This is a genomic window from Bradyrhizobium sp. WBAH42 (assembly GCF_024585265.1).
Taxonomy (GTDB): Bacteria; Pseudomonadota; Alphaproteobacteria; order Rhizobiales; family Xanthobacteraceae; genus Bradyrhizobium.
Window position 1 is genome coordinate 3,814,452 of sequence record NZ_CP036533.1, and the last position, 19,615, is coordinate 3,834,066.

15 protein-coding genes are annotated in these 19,615 nt (G+C 66.5%); 12 read left to right on the forward strand and 3 right to left on the reverse strand.

The window, feature by feature from the left end; all coding sequences use genetic code 11:
- The first annotated feature begins 170 nt into the window (after window positions 1–170).
- From DCG74_RS17755 to DCG74_RS17810, 12 genes are all read left to right on the forward strand, one after another.
- Window positions 171–845, forward strand: a complete 675-nt coding sequence (locus DCG74_RS17755; protein ID WP_036035233.1) for a response regulator transcription factor — start codon at window positions 171–173, stop codon at window positions 843–845.
- Window positions 846–939: 94 nt separating this feature from the next.
- Complete coding sequence (locus tag DCG74_RS17760) at window positions 940–2,316, forward strand: sensor histidine kinase (RefSeq protein WP_172784240.1); 1,377 nt, start codon at window positions 940–942, stop codon at window positions 2,314–2,316.
- 160 nt (window positions 2,317–2,476) lie between these two features.
- The gene (locus DCG74_RS17765) at window positions 2,477–3,877 is read left to right on the forward strand and encodes a hypothetical protein (protein WP_172784241.1); all 1,401 of its coding nucleotides are present in this window, start codon (window positions 2,477–2,479) and stop codon (window positions 3,875–3,877) included.
- Between the two features lie 100 nt (window positions 3,878–3,977).
- Entirely contained in the window at window positions 3,978–4,247 is a 270-nt protein-coding gene (locus tag DCG74_RS17770; protein WP_172784242.1) for a hypothetical protein, read from the forward strand.
- Between the two features lie 132 nt (window positions 4,248–4,379).
- On the forward strand, window positions 4,380–5,486 hold the full coding sequence (gene ccmI / locus DCG74_RS17775) for a c-type cytochrome biogenesis protein CcmI (protein ID WP_172784243.1): 1,107 nt from the start codon (window positions 4,380–4,382) through the stop codon (window positions 5,484–5,486).
- Between the two features lie 37 nt (window positions 5,487–5,523).
- Entirely contained in the window at window positions 5,524–6,057 is a 534-nt protein-coding gene (gene ccmE, locus DCG74_RS17780) for a cytochrome c maturation protein CcmE (protein WP_172784244.1), read from the forward strand.
- Complete coding sequence (locus DCG74_RS17785) at window positions 6,054–8,036, forward strand: heme lyase CcmF/NrfE family subunit (RefSeq protein WP_172784245.1); 1,983 nt, start codon at window positions 6,054–6,056, stop codon at window positions 8,034–8,036. Before ccmE ends, DCG74_RS17785 begins: the two co-directional genes overlap by 4 nt.
- 4 nt (window positions 8,037–8,040) lie before the next feature.
- Complete coding sequence (locus tag DCG74_RS17790; RefSeq protein WP_172784246.1) at window positions 8,041–8,520, forward strand: cytochrome c-type biogenesis protein; 480 nt, start codon at window positions 8,041–8,043, stop codon at window positions 8,518–8,520.
- Between the two features lie 240 nt (window positions 8,521–8,760).
- Window positions 8,761–10,341: a Do family serine endopeptidase gene (locus DCG74_RS17795; protein WP_172784247.1), complete on the forward strand. Its 1,581-nt coding sequence runs from the start codon at window positions 8,761–8,763 to the stop codon at window positions 10,339–10,341.
- Window positions 10,342–10,615: 274 nt separating this feature from the next.
- The gene (locus tag DCG74_RS17800; protein ID WP_172784248.1) at window positions 10,616–11,296 is read left to right on the forward strand and encodes a response regulator transcription factor; all 681 of its coding nucleotides are present in this window, start codon (window positions 10,616–10,618) and stop codon (window positions 11,294–11,296) included.
- Complete coding sequence (locus DCG74_RS17805) at window positions 11,280–12,740, forward strand: ATP-binding protein (RefSeq protein ID WP_172784249.1); 1,461 nt, start codon at window positions 11,280–11,282, stop codon at window positions 12,738–12,740. Before DCG74_RS17800 ends, DCG74_RS17805 begins: the two co-directional genes overlap by 17 nt.
- Entirely contained in the window at window positions 12,737–15,706 is a 2,970-nt protein-coding gene (locus tag DCG74_RS17810) for a bifunctional [glutamine synthetase] adenylyltransferase/[glutamine synthetase]-adenylyl-L-tyrosine phosphorylase (protein ID WP_172784250.1), read from the forward strand. Before DCG74_RS17805 ends, DCG74_RS17810 begins: the two co-directional genes overlap by 4 nt.
- Here the strand turns inward: DCG74_RS17810 and DCG74_RS17815 are convergent.
- From DCG74_RS17815 to fdhF, 3 genes are read right to left on the reverse strand one after another with little or no spacing between them, the layout of a single operon-like run.
- Window positions 15,681–15,914: a formate dehydrogenase subunit delta gene (locus DCG74_RS17815; protein ID WP_172784251.1), complete on the reverse strand. Its 234-nt coding sequence runs from the start codon at window positions 15,912–15,914 to the stop codon at window positions 15,681–15,683. The two genes, DCG74_RS17810 and DCG74_RS17815, sit on opposite strands and share 26 nt — an antisense overlap.
- Window positions 15,904–16,731: a formate dehydrogenase accessory sulfurtransferase FdhD gene (gene fdhD, locus DCG74_RS17820; RefSeq protein WP_172784252.1), complete on the reverse strand. Its 828-nt coding sequence runs from the start codon at window positions 16,729–16,731 to the stop codon at window positions 15,904–15,906. Before fdhD ends, DCG74_RS17815 begins: the two co-directional genes overlap by 11 nt.
- Window positions 16,732–16,736: 5 nt before the next feature.
- Window positions 16,737–19,610, reverse strand: coding sequence for a formate dehydrogenase subunit alpha (gene fdhF, locus DCG74_RS17825; protein WP_172784253.1), 2,874 nt, complete (start codon window positions 19,608–19,610; stop codon window positions 16,737–16,739).
- Between the last annotated feature and the right edge of the window lie 5 nt (window positions 19,611–19,615).

Below are 19,615 nucleotides of genomic sequence, written 5' to 3' on the forward strand. Positions count from 1 at the left end.
GCTCCTCCGGCGGCATGGTGGGCGCAGTCGCATTTACGCGCGGCAGGTCGTATATGACCAAAAAGTAACGTCGGCCGGTTCCCCGCGTTCATATTCGGTTCACGCCGGAATTGCTCATCTCTGGCGGTGTTCAACTCGCCTGTTCTGGCAGCCCATCTTTGGAGAGAAGCGTGCGCCTGCTCGTTGTTGAGGACGACCCCGATCTCAATCGCCAGCTCACCAAGGCGCTGACCGACGCCGGCTATGTCGTCGATCGGGCCTTCGACGGGGAGGAGGGGCACTATCTGGGTGACAACGAGCCGTATGACGCCGTGGTGCTCGATATCGGCCTGCCCAAGAAGGACGGCATCTCGGTGCTGGAGGCCTGGCGCCGCAACGGCCGCACCATGCCGGTCCTGATCCTTACCGCACGCGACCGCTGGAGCGACAAGGTGCAGGGCTTCGATGCCGGCGCCGACGATTACGTGGCAAAACCGTTCCATCTGGAGGAGGTGCTGGCGCGCATCCGCGCCCTGCTGCGCCGCTCCACCGGCCATGCCCAGAGCGAATTGACCTGCGGCCCGGTTACGCTCGACACCCGGACCGGCCGGGTCAGCGTGTCGGGCAATCCCGTCAAGATGACCTCGCACGAATATCGGCTTCTGGCCTACCTGATGCATCATTCCGGGCGGGTGGTCTCGCGCACCGAGCTCGTCGAGCATCTCTACGACCAGGATTTCGACCGCGACTCCAACACCATCGAGGTCTTCGTCGGCCGCATCCGCAAGAAGCTCGACGTCGACATCATCCAGACCGTCCGCGGCCTCGGTTATCTCCTGACCCCGCCGCCGGCGCCGGGCGCTTGAGGCGTTCTCGGGCTTGACGGCAGGCCGAACAGGGCCCTTGGTCCGGTCATGACGTCCGACCACCTGCCATCCTGCGTCGCCCGGGATCATTCCGATGGCCGCTAGCTCGCTTGCGAACCGACTGTTCCTGTCGGCGACCGCCTGGCTCGTGGTGATCCTGGCCATCACAGGAATCGTGCTGTCGTCGGTCTACAAGAACGCCACCGAGCGTGCTTTCGACCGCCGGCTCAATCTCTATCTGCGCACCCTCATCGCCGAGGTCGCGACCCCCGACGAGCCGCCGGACCGCCAGTTTCAGTCGCTCGGCGAGCCGCTGTTCGAGCTGCCGCTGTCCGGCTGGTACTGGCAGATCACACGGACCGACACCGAAAAGCCGGAAGTGCGCTCCTCGCGCTCGCTCTGGGACAAGAAGCTGCCGAAGCTGGAAGAGCAGGGCGCCGAGCTCACCGCCGCCGGCATCCGCCTTGCTTACGTCGACGGGCCGGAAGGGCAGAATCTGCGCATGGTGGAACGGCCGGTCGATCTCGGCGCCGACGGCAAATTTCTGGTCAGCGTCGCCGGGGACGACACCGAGATCTTCGACGAGACGCGCAGCTTCGACTACTACCTCGGCGGCACCTTCACCGCGCTCGGCATCGTGCTGCTGCTGACGACCGTGTTCCAGGTCCGCTTCGGCCTCGCACCGCTCAAGCGCATCTCGGAATCGATCGCCGACATCCGCTCCGGGCGGGCGGAACGGCTCGAGGGTGAATTCCCGGTCGAGATCGCGCCGCTCGCGCGCGAGACCAACGCGCTGATCGACGCCAATCGCGAGATCGTCGAGCGCGCGCGCACCCATGTCGGCAATCTCGCCCACGCAATCAAGACGCCCCTCTCGGTGATCGTCAACGAAGCCAGCGCGCATGCGGCCGATCCATTCGCGGAGAAGGTGATGGAGCAGGCGGATGTGATGCGCGACCAGGTCGCCCATCATCTGGAGCGCGCCCGCATCGCGGCACGGGTCTCGGTGGTTGCGACCGTGACGGAGGTGGCGCCCGCCATCGAGGCGCTGCGGCGGACCATGGAGAAGATCCATCGCGACCGCGGGATCGTGGTCGAAGCCAAGGCCGATCCGTCCGCCAGGTTTCGGGGGGAGCGGCAGGATCTGGAGGAGATGGTCGGCAATCTCGTCGACAACGCCTGCAAATGGGCGGCCTCGCACGTCTTCATCGAGGTCCTCGTCGAGCCGCCCCCCAAGGCCGGCGCCGGCCCGCGTTTGCGGGTCATCGTCGATGACGATGGCCGCGGCCTGTCGGAAGCGGAGCGCGCCCAGGTCGCCCGGCGCGGGCAGCGCCTCGACGAATCCAAGCCGGGGTCGGGGCTGGGACTGTCAATCGTGACCGACCTCGCCGCCCTCTATGGCGGCAGCCTTTCGCTCGGCAGCGCGCCGACTGGGGGCCTGCGCGCCGAGCTGGTTCTTCCCGGCCTATAATCCCTTGTTTCGACGACAGTTTCCGGCATGGCCGACGCTCCTCCAGGGAAAAGCGGGGGCATTCGAGGCGGCTTCCTAAACGGCTTCTTAAGTGGGGACCTCCTATGATCGTGCCGGACCCATCCCATGTCCGCCATTTTACCGTGCATTACCCGGGCGCATGAGCCAGACATCGATCGAGCGGCTGAGGGAATATCTCGCGCAGCTCCCGCCGCAGTCGCAGGCGCTGCTGATGCGGGAGTTCGAGCGTGCGCTGGAGCGCGGCCAGGACACGGCGGTGGCCACCCTCGTGCTCGAGCAGCTGCGCAAGATCGTCCGCAAGAGCGAGGCCGAGGAGGCTTTGCCGCCGCGTACGGACGATCTGTCGCGGCTGTTGTTCCAGGTGTTGGAGCCGTTCCTGGTCGAGGCGGGCACTCCTGTCAGGGCCGGGCAGATTCGCCGCTCCTCGCTGCAGCCGATCTGGCAGTGGCTTGGCCGAGACGGCGCACCGGCCAAGGTGAACGAGTTCGAGGCGGCGCTGGCGCGCATGCCGGCGGACAGTGCAGGGCAGGTCGAGGCCCTGGCGCAGAAGCTTCAGGCCGTGGCGGCGGATGCCATCTTCGAGCTGACGGGGCCGGGCGGCGGCGACAAGTCGCGGGCGCTTGCCCGGGTCGGCCCGCCCAACGTGATCGAGGATCTCTATTCGATCGGTGCGGTGCTCCAGGTCCGGGACGCCATCGCGACGTTGAACGAGAAATTGCCGCGCACCTTGCGGGCCTTCGGGGATCCTCAGATCGCCTCGGTGACGTCGGCGCTCAACATTCCAGCGCTTCAGACGCCGCAGATGCTGCCTTTCGCCTTGTCGATCGTCGTGCAGCGCATGACCGCGCCCTGGCAGATCATCCGCCTTGCGGTCAAGATAGCGGCATCCGACGACGAGATCCGCGTCGCGGCGACGCCCTACGGTATCGCCGTCACGATGGCCTTGCATGATCTGTCCTGCGTTGCCGCGATCCTGCGCATGGACATCAAGCGCGGCCATTTCGACAATGTCGCCGGCAATCTCAAGACGCTGCACGACGGCGTGCGCGGCCTCCGCACCGAGCTCGACCTGCGCAACGATTCCGCCTGGGGCAAGCAATTGACCTCGATCCGGGCCGACATCTCCAATGCGCTGCAATCCGAGATCGACAGCGTGCCCGGCCGCGTCCGCCGCATCCTGCGCCAGCGTCCCGAAAAGGACATTCCGCCGGGCGCGCGGATCGACAGCACCGAAGTCGAGGAGACGGTGGCGCTGATCGATTTCGTCGCGACTTGCCGCAACTATGCGAGCGAGCTTGCGATCAACGAGGTGACGCTGCGCACCTATTCCGATCTCCAGCAATATGTGGAACGCTCGACCGAGCAGTTGGTGCAGTCGCTGCGCGCCGCCGATCACAAGGTCCGCACCTATCGGCAGCAGCAGGTGCAGGCCGCGATCCGCTTCTGCCAGGTGCTGTTCGGCGACGACTATGCCTCGTTGATGAGCCGGGCCGCGGAAAACGCACTCACGGGCGAGCGCAAATCGTCGCGCGCGGGTTGATCAGCGCGCATCTTTTTTTGATCACAATTTGAGGTTGACGACACATGTGGCGCGCCCTACGCTCCCGCCGCAAGTCCGGGGAATTTCTATCTGTGGGCGCATGAAACCCGTTATCAGCTCGATCGAAATTGAGAACCGCGTCATCGTGGCCAAGTATCAAAGGCTGATGGTTGGGGCCAAGGTGGTGCTGGTCGAGAAGGCCAGCGATCGGCAGCTGCCTGAGACCATCACGAGGGTTGCATCGAGGGTTCCGGTCGGAGCGCTGCGCATCAGATTGCCCGATGCGATCAAGCCGGGAACATACTTCCTGAAGGCCTTCGACGGGCACGGCGAGCACGCCGCCCAAAGTGTCGACTTCGAGATCGGCTAAGCCGTTGGATTTTCACCCTTTCGGGACGACGTGCGGGTCGCGCCGAATTGACAATTGTCAATTGCCGCATCCTCCGGCCGTGGTGTAAAGGCACCTACAGGCGCGGTTCGGGCGCCGCCGGAAGCTTGCCAGATGACGCTATGGTTCGTGTTCGCGCTGATGACGGTCGCGGCGATTTTCGCCGTGCTCTGGCCGCTTGGCCGCACCAGCCGCGCGCAAGATCAGGGCAGCGAGGTCGCGGTCTACAAGGACCAGCTGGCTGAGATCGAGCGTGATCTGGCCGCAGGGTTGATCTTGGCGCCCGAAGCCGAGGCTGCGCGCGTCGAGATCAGCCGCAGGCTGCTTGCGGCGGCGGCCAGCGAGCCGGCAACGGCGCCGATGTCGAACCTCAAATGGCGCCGCGCGGCGGCCGTGCTGGCGCTTGCCGGCCTGCCGCTCGTTGCGATCGGCGTCTACATGCCGCTCGGCTCCCCCCGGCTGCAGGACTTCCCCCTCGCGCAGCGGGAGCGAGGGTCCGGCATGGCGCAGTCGCTCGAGAACCTCGTCGTGCAGGTCGAGCAGCATCTGGAAAAGAATCCGACGGACGGTCGCGGCTGGAACGTGCTCGCGCCGGTTCTGGAGCGGCTCGGCCGCTTCGACGACGCGGTGCGCGCCTATCGCAACTCGCTCACCTACAATGGCGAGAGCGCGGAGCGCCGGTCCGATCTCGGCGAAGCGATATCGGCCGCCGCCGGCGGCGTGGTGACCGCGGAGGCCAAGGCCGAATTCGAGCGCGCACGCGGCTTGAACGCCGACGACCCCAAGGCGAATTATTTCCTGGGTCTTGCCGCCGAGCAGGATGGGCGCAAGGAGGATGCGGCCAATATCTGGCGCGCGCTGCTTGCGAAAGCGCCTGCGGACGCACCGTGGCGTGCCCTGGTGCAATCCTCGCTGGCGCGAGTCGGTGGGGGCGGCACGATGCCCGCGCTGTCCGACGAGACGGTTGCTGCCTCCAAGGACATGGCCGAAGTCGATCGCAATGCCATGGTGCGCGGCATGGTCGATCGTCTGGCGACGCGGCTGAAGCAGAACGGCGACGATGTCGAAGGCTGGCTGCGTCTGGTGCGCGCCTATCTGGTGATGGGCGAGCGGGACAAGGCAATGGGGGCGTCAGTCGATGCCCGGCAGGCGGTTGCCAGCAACGCCGAGCGGCTGCGCCAGCTCAACGAAGGCCTGAGGACTCTCGGGATCGGCGGATGACGATTTCGGGACGAGAGATGCGGAGAACGGATACGCCATGACGCGCAAGCAGCGACGTATGACCATCATCGGCGGATCGCTCGCCGTGCTCGCGCTCGCGGCCGCGCTGGTGCTCAACGCGCTGCGCGACTCCATCGTGTTCTTCTCGACCCCGACCATGGTCGCCGAGAAGCATGTCGAGGCCGGCAAGCGGTTTCGCCTTGGCGGCCTGGTGCAGCCCGGCTCGCTCCGGCGCGGCGACAATCTCGCAGTGACGTTCGAGGTCGCCGACGGCAACGCCAAGCTGCCGGTCGCCTACAAGGGCATTCTGCCCGACCTGTTCCGCGAAGGGCAGGGCGTCGTCGCCGAAGGCGCGCTCGACGCCAACGGCGTGTTCAAGGCCGATACCGTGCTTGCCAAGCACGATGAGACCTACATGCCCAAGGACGTCGCCGATGCCCTGAAGAAGCAGGGGCACTGGAAGGACGATTACGGCGCCCAAGGCTCAGGTACCCAAGCCTCTGGTACCCAAGCCTCCGGTGCCAGGCCCGCGGCGACCGCGCAGGGCAATCCGCAGGGAGCGGTGCGGTGATCGCAGAGTCCGGACATTATGCGCTGGTGCTGGCACTCGCTCTGGCCCTGATCCAGTCCATCGTGCCGCTGATCGGCGCGCGCCTTGGCGACGCCGCCCTGATGAACGTGGCGCGCTCGACCGCGCTGGCGCAGCTGCTGTTCGTCGGCGCCTCGTTCACGGCGCTGGTGATGCTGCACGTGTATTCGGATTTCTCGGTCGCCAACGTCTACGAGAATTCCCACTCCATGAAGCCGCTGCTCTACAAGATCACCGGCGTGTGGGGAAACCATGAAGGCTCGATGCTGCTGTGGGTGTCGATCCTCGCGCTGTTCGGCGGATTGGTCGCAGGCTTCGGCAACAATCTGCCGCTGTCGCTGCGTGCGCACGTGCTGGCCGTACAGGCCTGGGTCGCCAGCGCCTTCTATCTGTTCATCCTGATGACGTCGAACCCGTTCCTGCGCATCGCCAGCCCGCCGATCGAGGGACGCGACCTCAATCCGGTGCTTCAGGACATCGGCCTCGCCGTGCATCCGCCGATGCTCTATCTCGGCTATGTCGGCTTCTCGATCTCGTTCTCATTCGCCATTGCGGCGCTGATGGAGGGCCGGATCGATGCGGCCTGGGCGCGCTGGGTGCGGCCCTGGACGCTGGTCGCCTGGATCTTCCTGACCCTCGGCATCGCCATGGGCTCGTACTGGGCCTATTACGAGCTCGGCTGGGGCGGCTGGTGGTTCTGGGATCCGGTCGAGAACGCTTCGCTAATGCCCTGGCTCGCCGGCACCGCGCTCTTGCATTCGGCGCTGGTGATGGAGAAGCGCAACGCGCTGAAGGTCTGGACCATCCTGCTTTCGATCCTGACCTTCTCGCTGTCGCTGCTCGGCACCTTCCTGGTGCGCTCGGGCGTCATCACCTCGGTGCACGCCTTCGCGACCGATCCGACCCGCGGCGTGTTCATCCTGCTGATCCTGTGCCTGTTCATCGGCGGCAGCCTGTCGCTGTTCGCGGGCCGCGCCACCTCGCTGAAGCAGGGCGGCCTGTTCGCGCCAATCTCGCGCGAGGGCGCGCTGGTGCTGAACAATCTCCTGCTCACCGTCGCCTGCGCCGTCGTGCTGTTCGGCACGCTCTATCCGCTGGCGATGGAGATGCTCGCCGATTTCAAGATGTCGGTCGGCGCGCCCTTCTACAATCTCACCTTCGCGCCGCTGTTCGCGCTGCTGTTGCTCGCGGTGCCGTTCGGGCCGATGCTGGCGTGGAAACGCGGCGACCTGCTCGGCGTGATGCAGCGCCTGCTCGCGGCCGGCGTTGCCGGGCTGGTCGTGGTCGCCATCGTCTGGGCCTGGGTGCGGGGCGGCAGCGCGTTGGCGCCGCTCGCGATCGGACTCGGCGTCTTCGTCATTGCCGGCGCCGTCACCGACCTCGTCGAACGGACGGGCCTGGTGCGCCTGCCGTTCGCAACGGTGCTGCACCGGGCGCGCGGCCTGCCGCGCTCGGCCTGGGGCACCGCATTCGCGCATGCCGGCCTCGGCGTCGCGCTGATCGGGATCGTCTGCGAGTCCACCTGGAACAGCGAATTCATCGCGACGATGAAGCCGAACGAGGTTGCCCATGTCGCCGGCTACGACCTGAAGCTCGACGGGCTGTTTCAACGCCAGGGCCCGAACTACCGCGAGATGATCGCCGAGTTCAAGATCAGCCGCGATGGCGAGGCGGTCACAGTGATGACGCCGTCCAAGCGCAGCTTTACCACGCGCGGCTCCTCGACCACCGAGGCGGCCCTGCTGACGCGCGGCGCGAGCCAGCTCTACGTCTCGCTCGGTGAGGCCACCGCTGAAGGCGCCATCGCCGTGCGCATCTATCACAAGCCGCTGGTGCTTTTGATCTGGTGGGGGCCGGTGCTGATGGCGTTCGGCGGCGTGCTCTCACTCTCCGACCGCCGCCTGCGGGTCGGCGCGCCGAAGCCGGCGCGGGCCAAGCAGCGCCTGCAGCCGGCGGAATGATCCGATGCGCTGGATGATGGCCGCGTTCATCGCGCTGCTGCTGGCTTTGCCGGCGGCCCACGCGGTGCAGCCCGACGAGATCATGTCGGATCCGGTGAAGGAATCGCGCGCGCGCGAATTGTCGCGCGAGCTTCGCTGCATGGTTTGCCAGAACCAGTCGATCGACGATTCCGATGCACCGCTGGCCCGCGATCTCAGGCTGCTGGTGCGCGAGCGCATCGCGGCCGGCGACAGCAATTCGCAGGTGCTCGATTTCCTGGTGGCGCGCTACGGCGAGTTCGTGCTGCTCAAGCCGCGCTTCGAGCGGCAGACCCTGCTGCTGTGGCTGCTCGGGCCGGTGCTGCTGCTCGGCGGCGGCCTGGCGCTGTGGCTGCAAATCCGCCGCCGCGCGCGAAGTGGTGCAGATCTACAGGTAGCGCCGCTCTCGCCGGATGAGAAGGCGCGGCTCGCGGCCTTGATGTCCGATGATGCGAAGTCGTCCTGACCTGCGCGGACATCTCAAAGCTCACCAAAATCTCGTTCGCGGCCACTTCAGGGAACCCGACTAAGTTCCTGTGGAACCACGATTTTCGGCCTGTGCCAAACTGCCGCATCCGCATCGGCCGTTCATTACAAAAGTTTAACCCCGCCGCCAGCGCGCGGTAAGGCGGCAATCACCATGTTCAGGTCCGCAAGGTGCTGGCATCCCGCACCAAAAGGAATTCAAGGCCCTGGAGATTTCCGCATGAACGATCGTATCGACCTCTCGAACCTCCCGTCCTACCGGCAGCCGCGCCGGTCGGTGTTTTCCGCGCGCAAGTTCGCGCTGATGGCCTCGGTCGTCGCCGGTCTCGGCGCGGCCGTTTATGGCTTCAGCCCCTCGAGCTCGCCGGCCGACCTGTTCTCGAGCCCGGCGCATGCGCAGGTCAACAACGAGGTCCGCAAGGTCGAGCGTCCGGTCGGATTCGCCGACATCGTCGAGCGCGTGAAGCCTTCGGTTATCTCGGTCAAGGTCAACATGAAGGAGAAGACCGCGAGCAACGATGACGGCGACGATTCCTCCTCGCCGTTCCAGCCGGGCTCGCCGATGGAGCGCTTCTTCCGCCGCTTCGGCGGTCCGGATGGCATCCCCGGCCTGAAGGGCGGTGGGCGTGGCCGCGTCGTGCAGGGTCAGGGCTCCGGCTTCTTCATCTCGGCTGACGGCTATGCCGTGACCAACAACCATGTGGTCGATGGCGCCGACAAGGTCGAGGTCACCACTGACGACGGCAAGACCTACACCGCCAAGGTGATCGGCACCGACCAGCGCACCGACCTTGCGCTGATCAAGGTCGAGGGCAGCACCAACTTCCCGTTCGCCAAGCTTGCAGATAGCAAGCCGCGGATCGGCGACTGGGTGCTCGCGGTCGGCAATCCCTTCGGTCTCGGCGGCACCGTGACCGCGGGTATCGTCTCGGCGAGCGGCCGCGACATCGGCAACGGCCCGTACGACGATTTCATCCAGATCGACGCGCCCGTGAACAAGGGCAATTCCGGCGGTCCGGCCTTCGACACCAACGGCGAGGTGATGGGCGTCAACACCGCGATCTACTCGCCCTCCGGCGGCAGCGTCGGCATCGCGTTCTCGATCCCGGCCAACACGGTCAAGAGCGTGGTCGCGCAGCTCAAGGACAAGGGCTCGGTCAGCCGCGGCTGGATCGGCGTGCAGATCCAGCCCGTCACCTCCGACATCGCCGACAGCCTCGGCATGAAGAAGGCCGAAGGCGCGCTGGTGGCGGAGCCGCAGGCGAACGGTCCGGCGGCGAAGGCCGGCATCGAATCCGGCGACGTGATCACGGCGGTCAACGGCGAATCGGTCAAGGATGCCCGTGAGCTTGCCCGCACCATCGGCGGCATGGCGCCCGGCGCGTCCGTGAAGCTCAACGTGCTGCACAAGGGCCAGGACAAGGTCATCAACCTCACCCTCGGCCAGTTACCGAACACGGTCGAGGCCAAGGCTGACGTCGATCAGGACAGCGGCAAGGGCGCCAGCAAGGGCACCGACGTGCCGAAGCTCGGCATGACGGTTGCGCCCGCCAATTCCGTGGCCGGCGCCGGCAAGGAAGGCGTCGTGGTCACCGAAGTCGATCCCAAGAGCGCCGCGGCCGAACGCGGCTTCAAGGAAGGCGACGTGATCCTCGAGGTCGGCGGCAAGAGCGTGGCGACCGCCGGCGAAGTCCGCGACGCCATCAACGCGGCGCGGACCGACAACAAGAACAGCGTCCTGATGCGCGTGAAGAGCGGCGGCCAATCGCGCTTCGTCGCCGTGCCCATCGCCAAGGGCTGAGCCTTCAGGAGCCTTACGAGATGAAGGGTGTCGCCGGCATCAGTCGCCCCCGCCGACGGCGCCCTTCGGGGAAGCAGCGCAAAGCTGGCTTCCCTCGTCTACCTTCCGGTGGAATTACGCCCCCCTCCGTCGGAAGGCCTAGGGCGGTGAGGTCCCCCCAGCTTCACCGCCCGCCTTTTTCCTGCGTCGAGCCTCTTCCGCTCGGCTTGCATGCGATTGCCGCTCGCGCCATGTTTAGAGAAGGTTGACCTCCTTGACCGCCGCCGAACGCACGATGCGCCTCCTCATCATCGAAGACGACCGCGAATCCGCCGACTACCTCGCCAAGGCGTTTCGCGAAGTCGGACACATCGCCGACCACGCCGCCGACGGCGAGGAAGGCCTCGCCATGGCGGAGAACGGCGAGTACGACGTGCTGGTGGTCGACCGCATGCTGCCCAAGCGCGACGGCCTGTCGCTGATTGGTGCCTTGCGCGACAAGGGCAACACCACGCCGGTGCTGATTCTCTCCGCGCTCGGGCAGGTCGATGACCGCATCAAGGGCCTGCGCGCCGGCGGCGACGATTATCTGCCAAAACCCTATTCCTTCGCCGAGCTGTTGGCGCGCGTCGAAGTGCTGTCGCGCCGCACCGGCGGTCCCGCCGAGGAGACGCTTTATCGCGTCGGCGATCTCGAGCTCGATCGACTCTCCCATCGCGTCGCCCGCGGCAAGGACGAACTGACGCTGCAACCGCGCGAATTCCGCCTGCTCGAATACCTCATGAAGCACGCCGGCCAGGTGGTGACGCGGACCATGCTACTGGAGAACGTCTGGGACTATCATTTCGATCCGCAGACCAACGTGATCGACGTGCACATCTCGCGGCTGCGCTCCAAGATCGACAAGGGCTTCGAGCGCCCGCTGCTGCACACGATCCGCGGCGCCGGATACATGATCCGTGACGGCATTCGGTAAACTCGTCCGCACCACGGCGTTCCGGCTGACGCTGGTCTATCTGCTGCTGTTCGCGATGTTCGCGGCCTCGCTGCTGGCCTATTTCGCCTGGAATACGCGGCGGCTGATCACCGAGGAAATCACGCAGACGGTCAATGCCGAGACCTCGGAGATCAACGAGATCTACGGCCGCGGCGGCATGGTTCGCCTGGTGCGCACGATCGAGTATCGGGCACTGCGGCCGGGCGCCAACCTCTACCTCGTGACCACGCCGACGGGCCAGGCGATTGCCGGCAATGTCGGCTCGCTGGCGCCGGGCGTGATGGCGACGCGCGGCTGGTCGGAGACGGCTTACCGGCGGATCGAGGACAGTGATGACCGCGATCATCGCGCGCTCGTTCGCGTCACCGAATTGGAGAACGGCTTCCGACTGCTGATCGGCCGCGACCTTGCCGAGCGGCGGCGTCTGTTCGGCATCGTCGCCAAGGCGGCGCAGTTTTCCGTCCTGATCGTCGTCGTGCTCGGGCTCGGCGGCGGCATCTTCGTCGCGCGGCGGGTGCTGAGGCGCATCGACGCGATGACCGGCACGGCGCAGCGCATCATGACCGGCGATCTCAGCGAACGCCTGCCGGTGGGGCGCAGCGGCGACGAGATCGATCGCCTCGCCGAGAACCTCAACGCCATGCTGGAGCGGATCGAGGCGCTGATGGCGGGCCTGAAGGAGGTTTCCGACAACATTGCCCACGACCTCAAGACGCCGCTGACGCGGCTGCGCAATCGTGCCGAGGAGGCGCTGGCGAAATCCGGCTGCGAGGCTGATTACCGCGCCGCGCTGGAGCGGACCATCGAGGAATCCGACGGGCTGATCCGGACCTTCAACGCGCTTCTGATGATCGCGCGCGCGGAATCCGGCCAGGCGCGCGGCAACATGGACGACTTCGACGCCGCGGAGGTCGCGGAGGGCATCCACGAGCTCTACGAGCCGCTCGCCGAGGACGACGGCATGACCCTGAAGGTCAAGTGCGAGCCGACACCGGTTCATGCCAATCGCGAGCTGATCAGCCAGGCGCTCGCCAACCTTGTCGAGAACGCGATCAAATACGGCAAGCCCGCGGCACAGGCCGCCGGAACCGTGGTCAGCATGGACGCCAGGCAAATCACGATCGAGGCGAGGCGCGATGGTGACCACGTGCTGCTCAGCGTCACCGATCGCGGTCCGGGGATCCCCGAAGCGGATCGCAAGCACGTCATCGAGCGATTCGTGCGGCTGGAGGCCAGCCGCACGCTGCCGGGCTCGGGCCTCGGCCTCAGTCTCGCCTCGGCGGTTGCGACGTTGCACGGCGGCGAATTGCGCCTGGGCGATGCCCATCCCGGCCTCGTCGCCACGCTCGTGCTGCCGGCGCGTGCGGGTGCCGGCGACAGGGTTGCTCCGCCAATGCCGGATGTGCCACAGAAGGTGGCATGAACCACTCCGCGCCGGGAAACGCGGACAAGCATGGTGAGAGGCTGGCCGCACGCTTCGCGGAGGCTCCCCATATTGCCGTTTCCGCAACCGACGAACGCCGTTTCGAAAGCTGGCTGGCCGAGCTCGAGCCGGCACAATCGGTCCGTCTCGAAACGCACCTCGGCCATCCTTTCGCCCGCGACATCCTCGCCGGGATTGCGGAATTTTCGCCCTATCTGTTCGATCTGGTGCGTGCCGATGCCTTGCGCCTGATCCGGCTGCTCGAATGCGATCCGGATGCGCATCTGGCGGCGTTGATCGCGGAGCCGCGCAGCGCGGTGCTCGCGGCCTCCGATGAGGCCGAGGTGATGCGGCTGCTTCGCCGCATGAAGGCGGAAGCTGCGCTCCTGATCGCGCTGTGCGACATCGGCGGCGTCTGGCCGGTGATGCGGGTGACGGCGGCACTGACCGATGTCGCGGTGTCCTCGGTGCGGGCGGCGCTGCAATATCTGCTGCGGCAGGAAGCCGCACGCGGCAAGCTCTCACCGCCCAATCCCGAAGCACCCGAAGAGGGCTGCGGCCTGATCGTGCTCGCGATGGGCAAGATGGGCGCGGGCGAGCTGAACTATTCCAGCGACATCGATCTCATCGTGTTCTTCGATCCCGATGCGACGACCCTCGCGCCCGACATCGAGCCGCAGCCGTTCTTCGTCCGCGTGACGCAAGGCATGGCGCGCATCCTGCAGCAGCGCACCTATGACGGTTACGTCTTCCGCGTCGATCTGCGGCTGCGGCCCGACCCGTCCTCGACGCAGGTGGCGATCTCGCGGGACGCCGCGCTGAACTATTACGAGCGGGAAGGGCGCACCTGGGAGCGCGCCGCGATGATCAAGGCGCGCGCCTGTGCCGGCGACCCCAAAGCGGGCGAGGCGCTGCTCGCCGAGATCGCGCCGTTCGTCTGGCGCAAGCATCTCGATTTCGCAGCGCTTGCCGACGTGCACGACATGAAGCGGCAGATGCAGACCTATCGCGGCCAGAGCGAGGTCGCGGTGGAGGGCCACAACGTCAAGGTCGGGCGCGGCGGCATCCGCGAGATCGAGTTCTTCGCGCAGACCCAGCAATTGATCGCCGGCGGCCGCCATCCGGACTTGCGGGTGCGGCCGACGCTGAAGGCGCTCGACGTGCTCGCCTCCAGCAACTGGATCACTGCGGCGGCGCGCGACGAGCTGACGATCGCCTACGAATTCCTGCGCCGGGTCGAGCATCGCCTGCAGATGATCGCCGACGAGCAGACCCACACGCTGCCCGAGGACAAGCAGGCGGTCGAGCGCTTCGCATGGTTCTTCGGCTATCAGAATCGCGAGGCCTTTGCGCGCGACCTCTTGCACCAGCTCCAGATCGTCCAGGGCCACTACGAAAAACTGTTCGAGGGCGACGACCCCACCGGCACGGCCAAGCTGCCGGCGCTCGACTACGGTGCGGGCCCCGACGATCCGCGCCTGCTGCAGCACCTGGTGGCGCTCGGCTTCAAGAAGCCGGCCGCCGTCGCGCAGACGGTGCGCGACTGGATCACCGGCGACTATCGCGTCTTCCGCGTTGAGGCGACGCGAAGCGCCTTCGTCGAGTTCGTGCCGGCCCTGATCGACGGCCTTGCCCATGCCGAAGAGCCGGATCGCGCCGTCGTTTCGTTCGATCACTTCCTCGGGGCGCTGCAGCGGGGTGGTCGGCTGATCACGCTGCTCGGCCAGAACCGCGATCTCGTCGCGCTGGTGGCGCTGGTGCTGGGAGCAGCGCCCCGGCTCGGCGACATGCTGGCGCGGCAGCCTCAGCTCATGGACGGCCTGATCGATCCGCGCTTCTTCGGGGCCATGCCCGACAGGCAGGAATTGTCGGGGCGGCTCGCGACAACGGTGCAGGACGCCGGTTCATACGAGGAGTTCCTCGATCGCCTGCGCCTGTTCGGGCAGGAGAGCCTGTTCCTGATCGGCACGCGCATCCTCTCCGGCACCGTTTCGGCGCAGCAGGCGAGCACGGCCTTCGCCGACGTCGCGGAGGGAATCGTCCACACCGTGCACGGCCTCGTCGCCGACCGCTTTGCCGCCCAGCACGGCCGGATCAAGGGCCAGGAGACCGCGATCATCGCGATGGGCCGGCTCGGCAGCCGCGAGATGACGGCCTCGTCCGATCTTGACCTGATCCTGCTCTACGATTTCGACAGCGACAATCCCGACTCCGATGGGACGAAATCGCTGCAGGGTGCGCATTATTTTGCGCGGCTGACCCAGCGCCTGATCAGCGCCTTCACGACACGCACCAATTACGGCGTGCTCTACGAGATCGACATGCGGCTGCGGCCCTCGGGACGCGCGGGCCCGGTGGCCTCGAGCCTCACCTCGTTCGCGGACTACCAGGCCAACGAGGCTTGGACCTGGGAGCACATGGCGCTGACGCGTGCGCGCGTGGTGTCGGCGTCGCCCGAATTCCGGGAACGGATCGAGCGCGTCATCCGCGATGTCCTGACTCGCCGCCGCGACCCCGCCATCACCGCCAACGACGTCGCCGACATGCGGCGCGCGATCGCGCAGGAGAAGGGCGAGGCCGATTGCTGGGATCTCAAGCATGCCGCCGGCGGCATGGTCGATATCGACTTCATCGCGCAATATCTCCAGCTCGTGCATGCGCACGACAAGCCCGAGATTCTCGACGTCAGCACGCTGCAGGTGCTGGAGAATGCCTGCAGGATCGGCGTGCTCGCGCAATCGGAGACGGAGATCCTGCGGGCCGCGGCGCGGCTCTATCACGACCTCACCCAGATCCTGCGGCTCTGCGTCAGCGAGCGCTTCAAGCCGGAAACCGCCGGCACCGACCTGCAGCGCGTCATGGCGCGCGCCGGCGACGCGCCGGATTTCTCCTCGCTCGAGGCGCGGGTGAAGGAGACGCAGAGCGAGGTGCGGCGCGTGTTCAGGGCGCTGCTGGAAGCGTCATAGCCTGCTTCAGCGCCGTAATGGCCTCGCGCACGTTGGGCTCCAGGCCGGCACCGCCGGCATCGAGATGGGCGAAGATCGCGCGCTTCATGCGGGGATCCCAGAACTTCCTGATGTGCTCGGCAATACCAGGCACGTCCTTGTCATGGCCCTGGCTGCCGAAGAACTTGCCGATCTGGTTGGCCATGTAGATCAGGCGGTCAGGCGACATCGGCAACCTCCGTGGCATGGCGCGCGACGATCCGGTCGCCATGCGAAAACACTTCGAACCCGTCCTGGCGGGCGATGGCGATCAGTGTGATGCCGGCGGCCTCCGCCGTGCGCACAGCGAGCGCGGTCGGCGCGGATACGGCGACCATCACCGGCGCGCCGATCGCGGCGGTCTTCTGCACCATTTCCACCGAGACGCGGCTCGTCAGCAGAACCATGCCGCCGCGCGGCTCCGTGCGGCTGCGGGCGAGGGCGCCGGCGAGCTTGTCGAGCGCGTTGTGGCGGCCGACATCCTCGCGCAGCGCGACGATGTTGCCTGTAGGGGACCAGAACGCGGCGGCGTGAACGGCGCGCGTCTGCAGATTGATCGATTGCAGCGGCGCGATGGCCTGCATCGCCGCCATGACCTGCTCGGGCGTGAAGGTCTGCCCGTTCGGGACGATCGCCGCGGGCCGCACCGCTTCGGCGATGGACTCGACGCCGCAGATGCCGCAGCCGGTGGGACCTGCGATGTGGCGGCGGCGCTGGTTGATGCGCGCGGCATATTCCGACGCGAGCCACATGCGCAGCTCGATGCCGTCGTCGAGGCGGACCATTTCGAGCGACTTGATGTCGTCGACCGACTTGACGATGCCTTCGCTCACGCTGAAGCCGATCGCAAAATCCTCCAGGTTCTGCGGCGTCCCCATCATGACGGCGTAGGTGCCGCCATTATAGGTGAGCGCCAGCGGCGTCTCCTCGGGAACGAAACGCGTTCCTTCCGAGGCTGCGCCGTTGCGCCAGATGTCGCGATCGATGGCCTGGACTGCTACGTGCATGCGCCTTACTCCGCGGCTTCGGCCGGTACGATGCGGCGGGATTGGCGCGCCTGTGCATCATAGGCCTTCTGCCAGTCGGACGGGCCGTTCGAGGGCGAGACCTGCACTGCCGTGACCTTGTATTCGGGGCAGTTGGTTGCCCAGTCCGAATAGTCGGTGGTGATGACGTTGGCCTGCGTGTCCGGATGGTGGAAGGTGGTGTAGACGACGCCCGGCGCGACGCGGTCGGTGATTTCCGCGCGCAGCGTGGTCTCGCCGGCGCGGCTCTTCAGCCGCACCCAGTCGCCGTCGCGCACGCCGCGCTGCTCGGCATCATGCGGGTGGATTTCAAGGCGGTCCTCGGCGTGCCAGACCACGTTCTCGGTGCGCCTTGTCTGCGCGCCGACATTGTACTGGCTGAGGATGCGGCCCGTGGTGAGCAACAGCGGATAGCGCGGGCCGGTTCGCTCGTCGGTCGCGACATATTCGGTGACGACGAACTTGCCCTTGCCGCGGACGAAGCCGTCGATATGCATCACCGGCGTGCCCTCGGGCGCCTTGTCGTTGCAGGGCCATTGCACCGAGCCGAGCTCATCGAGCTTGGCATAGGAGACGCCGGCGAAGGTCGGCGTCAGCGCCGCGATCTCGTCCATGATCTCGGAAGGGTGGCTGTAGTTCATCTCGAAGCCCATCGCCTTGGCAAGGCCGATGGTGACCTCCCAATCGGCCAGGCCGTTCTTCGGCGTCATCACCTTGCGGACCCGCTGGATGCGGCGCTCGGCGTTGGTGAAGGTGCCGTCCTTCTCGAGGAAGCTCGAGCCGGGCAGGAAGACGTGAGCGTAGTTCGCGGTCTCGTTCAGGAAGAGGTCGTGGACGATGACGCATTCCATCGCCGACAGCGCCGCGACCACGTGGCTGGTGTTGGGATCGGACTGTAGGATGTCCTCGCCCTGAACGTAGATCCCCATGAAGGTGCCTTCGACCGCGGCATCGAACATGTTGGGGATGCGCAGGCCTGGCTCGGGGTTGAGCTTGACCTTCCACAGCGCCTCGAACTGGTCGCGCACGGCATCGCCCGAGACGTGGCGATAGCCGGGCAACTCGTGCGGGAACGAGCCCATGTCGCAGGAGCCCTGCACGTTGTTCTGGCCGCGCAGCGGGTTCACGCCGACGCCGGGACGGCCGATATTGCCTGTGACCATCGCAAGGTTCGCGATCGCGATCACCGTGGTCGAGCCTTGGCTGTGCTCGGTGACGCCGAGGCCGTAATAGATCGCGCCGTTGCCGCCGGTGGCGTAGATGCGGGCAGCTTCCCGCAGGTCTTTCGGATTGACGCCGGTGAGGATGGCGGTGGCTTCGGGGCTGTTGTTCGGCTGGGCGACGAAGGTGGCCCATTCCTCGAACTCGCTCCAGTCGCAGCGCTCGCGAACGAAGGCTTCGTTGACGAGCCCTTCGGTGACGATGACATGCGCCAACGCGGTCATGACTGCGACGTTGGTGCCGGGCATCAGGGGCAGGTGCAGCGCCTTCACATGCGGCGATTCCACCATCTCGGTGCGGCGCGGATCGATCACGATCAGCTTGGCCCCCTGGCGCAACCGCTTCTTCAGGCGCGAGGCGAACACCGGATGGGCGGAGGCCGGATTGGCGCCGATCACGACGACGACATCGGTGTCCTCGACCGAGTCGAAATCCTGCGTGCCGGCGGAGGTACCGAAGGTGGTGGCCAGGCCATAGCCGGTGGGGGAGTGGCAGACGCGGGCGCAGGTATCGACATTGTTGTTGCCGAAGCCGGCGCGGATCAGCTTCTGCACCAGATAGGTTTCTTCATTGGTGCAGCGGGAGGAGGTGATGCCGCCGATGGCGTCGCGGCCGTACTTCTGCTGGATGCCGCGCATCTTGGCGGCGGCAAACGAGAACGCCTCGTCCCAGGACACTTCGCGCCAGGGATCCTCGATCCGCTCGCGGATCATGGGTTTAAGAATGCGTTCCTTGTGGTTGGTGTAGCCCCAGGCGAAGCGGCCCTTGACGCAGGAATGGCCGCGATTGGCCTTGCCGTCCTTGTAGGGCACCATGCGCACAACTTCCTCGCCGCGCATCTCGGCTTTGAAGGCGCAGCCGACGCCGCAATAGGCGCAGGTGGTAACCACGGAGTGCTCGGGCTGGCCGATCTCGATCACGGACTTTTCCGTCAGCGTCGCGGTCGGGCAGGCCTGCACGCAGGCGCCGCAGGAAACGCATTCGGAGCCCAGAAAACTTTCACTCATGCCGGGCGAGACGCGGCTGTCGAAGCCGCGTCCGGAGATCGTCAGCGCGAAGGTGCCTTGCACCTCCTCGCAGGCGCGGACGCAACGCGAGCAGACGATGCACTTGGAGGGATCGTAGGTGAAGTACGGGTTGGACTCGTCCTTCGGCATCCAGTGGTCGTTGTCGCAACCGTGCGATTTGGCGAAAACGTGGTTCTCGCCCTCATAGCCGTAGCGCACGTCGCGCAGGCCCACGGCGCCGGCCATGTCCTGCAACTCGCAATCGCCATTCGCGCCGCAGGTGAGGCAGTCGAGCGGATGGTCGGAGATGTAGAGCTCCATCACCCCCTTGCGCAGCTGCTTGAGCCGCTCGGTCTGGGTGCGCACGACGAGGCCGGGCATCACGGGCGTGGTGCAGGAGGCCGGCGTGCCGGCGCGGCCCTCGATCTCGACGAGGCAGAGCCGGCAGGAGCCGAACGCGTCGACCATGTCGGTTGCGCACAGCTTCGGGATCTGGTGGCCGGCATCCATCGCCGCGCGCATGATCGACGTGCCCTCGGGCACCGTGACCTCTCTGCCGTCGATGGTCAGCGTCACCATCGTCGTGGATTTGGAGCGCGGCGTGCCGTAGTCGATTTCTTCGATCAGAGACATTGTCG

Excerpts from the sequence above, each read along its gene's own strand:
- DCG74_RS17760 (WP_172784240.1), top strand. The coding sequence starts at position 940 with ATGGCCGCTAGCTCGCTTGCGAACCGACTGTTCCTGTCGGCGACCGCC.
- DCG74_RS17765 (WP_172784241.1), top strand. The coding sequence starts at position 2,477 with ATGAGCCAGACATCGATCGAGCGGCTGAGGGAATATCTCGCGCAGCTC.
- DCG74_RS17770 (WP_172784242.1), top strand. The coding sequence starts at position 3,978 with ATGAAACCCGTTATCAGCTCGATCGAAATTGAGAACCGCGTCATCGTG.
- ccmI (WP_172784243.1), top strand. The coding sequence starts at position 4,380 with ATGACGCTATGGTTCGTGTTCGCGCTGATGACGGTCGCGGCGATTTTC.
- ccmE (WP_172784244.1), top strand. The coding sequence starts at position 5,524 with ATGACGCGCAAGCAGCGACGTATGACCATCATCGGCGGATCGCTCGCC.
- DCG74_RS17790 (WP_172784246.1), top strand. The coding sequence starts at position 8,041 with ATGCGCTGGATGATGGCCGCGTTCATCGCGCTGCTGCTGGCTTTGCCG.
- DCG74_RS17795 (WP_172784247.1), top strand. The coding sequence starts at position 8,761 with ATGAACGATCGTATCGACCTCTCGAACCTCCCGTCCTACCGGCAGCCG.
- DCG74_RS17800 (WP_172784248.1), top strand. The coding sequence starts at position 10,616 with ATGCGCCTCCTCATCATCGAAGACGACCGCGAATCCGCCGACTACCTC.
- DCG74_RS17810 (WP_172784250.1), top strand. The coding sequence starts at position 12,737 with ATGAACCACTCCGCGCCGGGAAACGCGGACAAGCATGGTGAGAGGCTG.
- DCG74_RS17815 (WP_172784251.1), bottom strand. The coding sequence starts at position 15,914 with ATGTCGCCTGACCGCCTGATCTACATGGCCAACCAGATCGGCAAGTTC.
- fdhD (WP_172784252.1), bottom strand. The coding sequence starts at position 16,731 with ATGCACGTAGCAGTCCAGGCCATCGATCGCGACATCTGGCGCAACGGC.
- fdhF (WP_172784253.1), bottom strand. The coding sequence starts at position 19,610 with ATGTCTCTGATCGAAGAAATCGACTACGGCACGCCGCGCTCCAAATCC.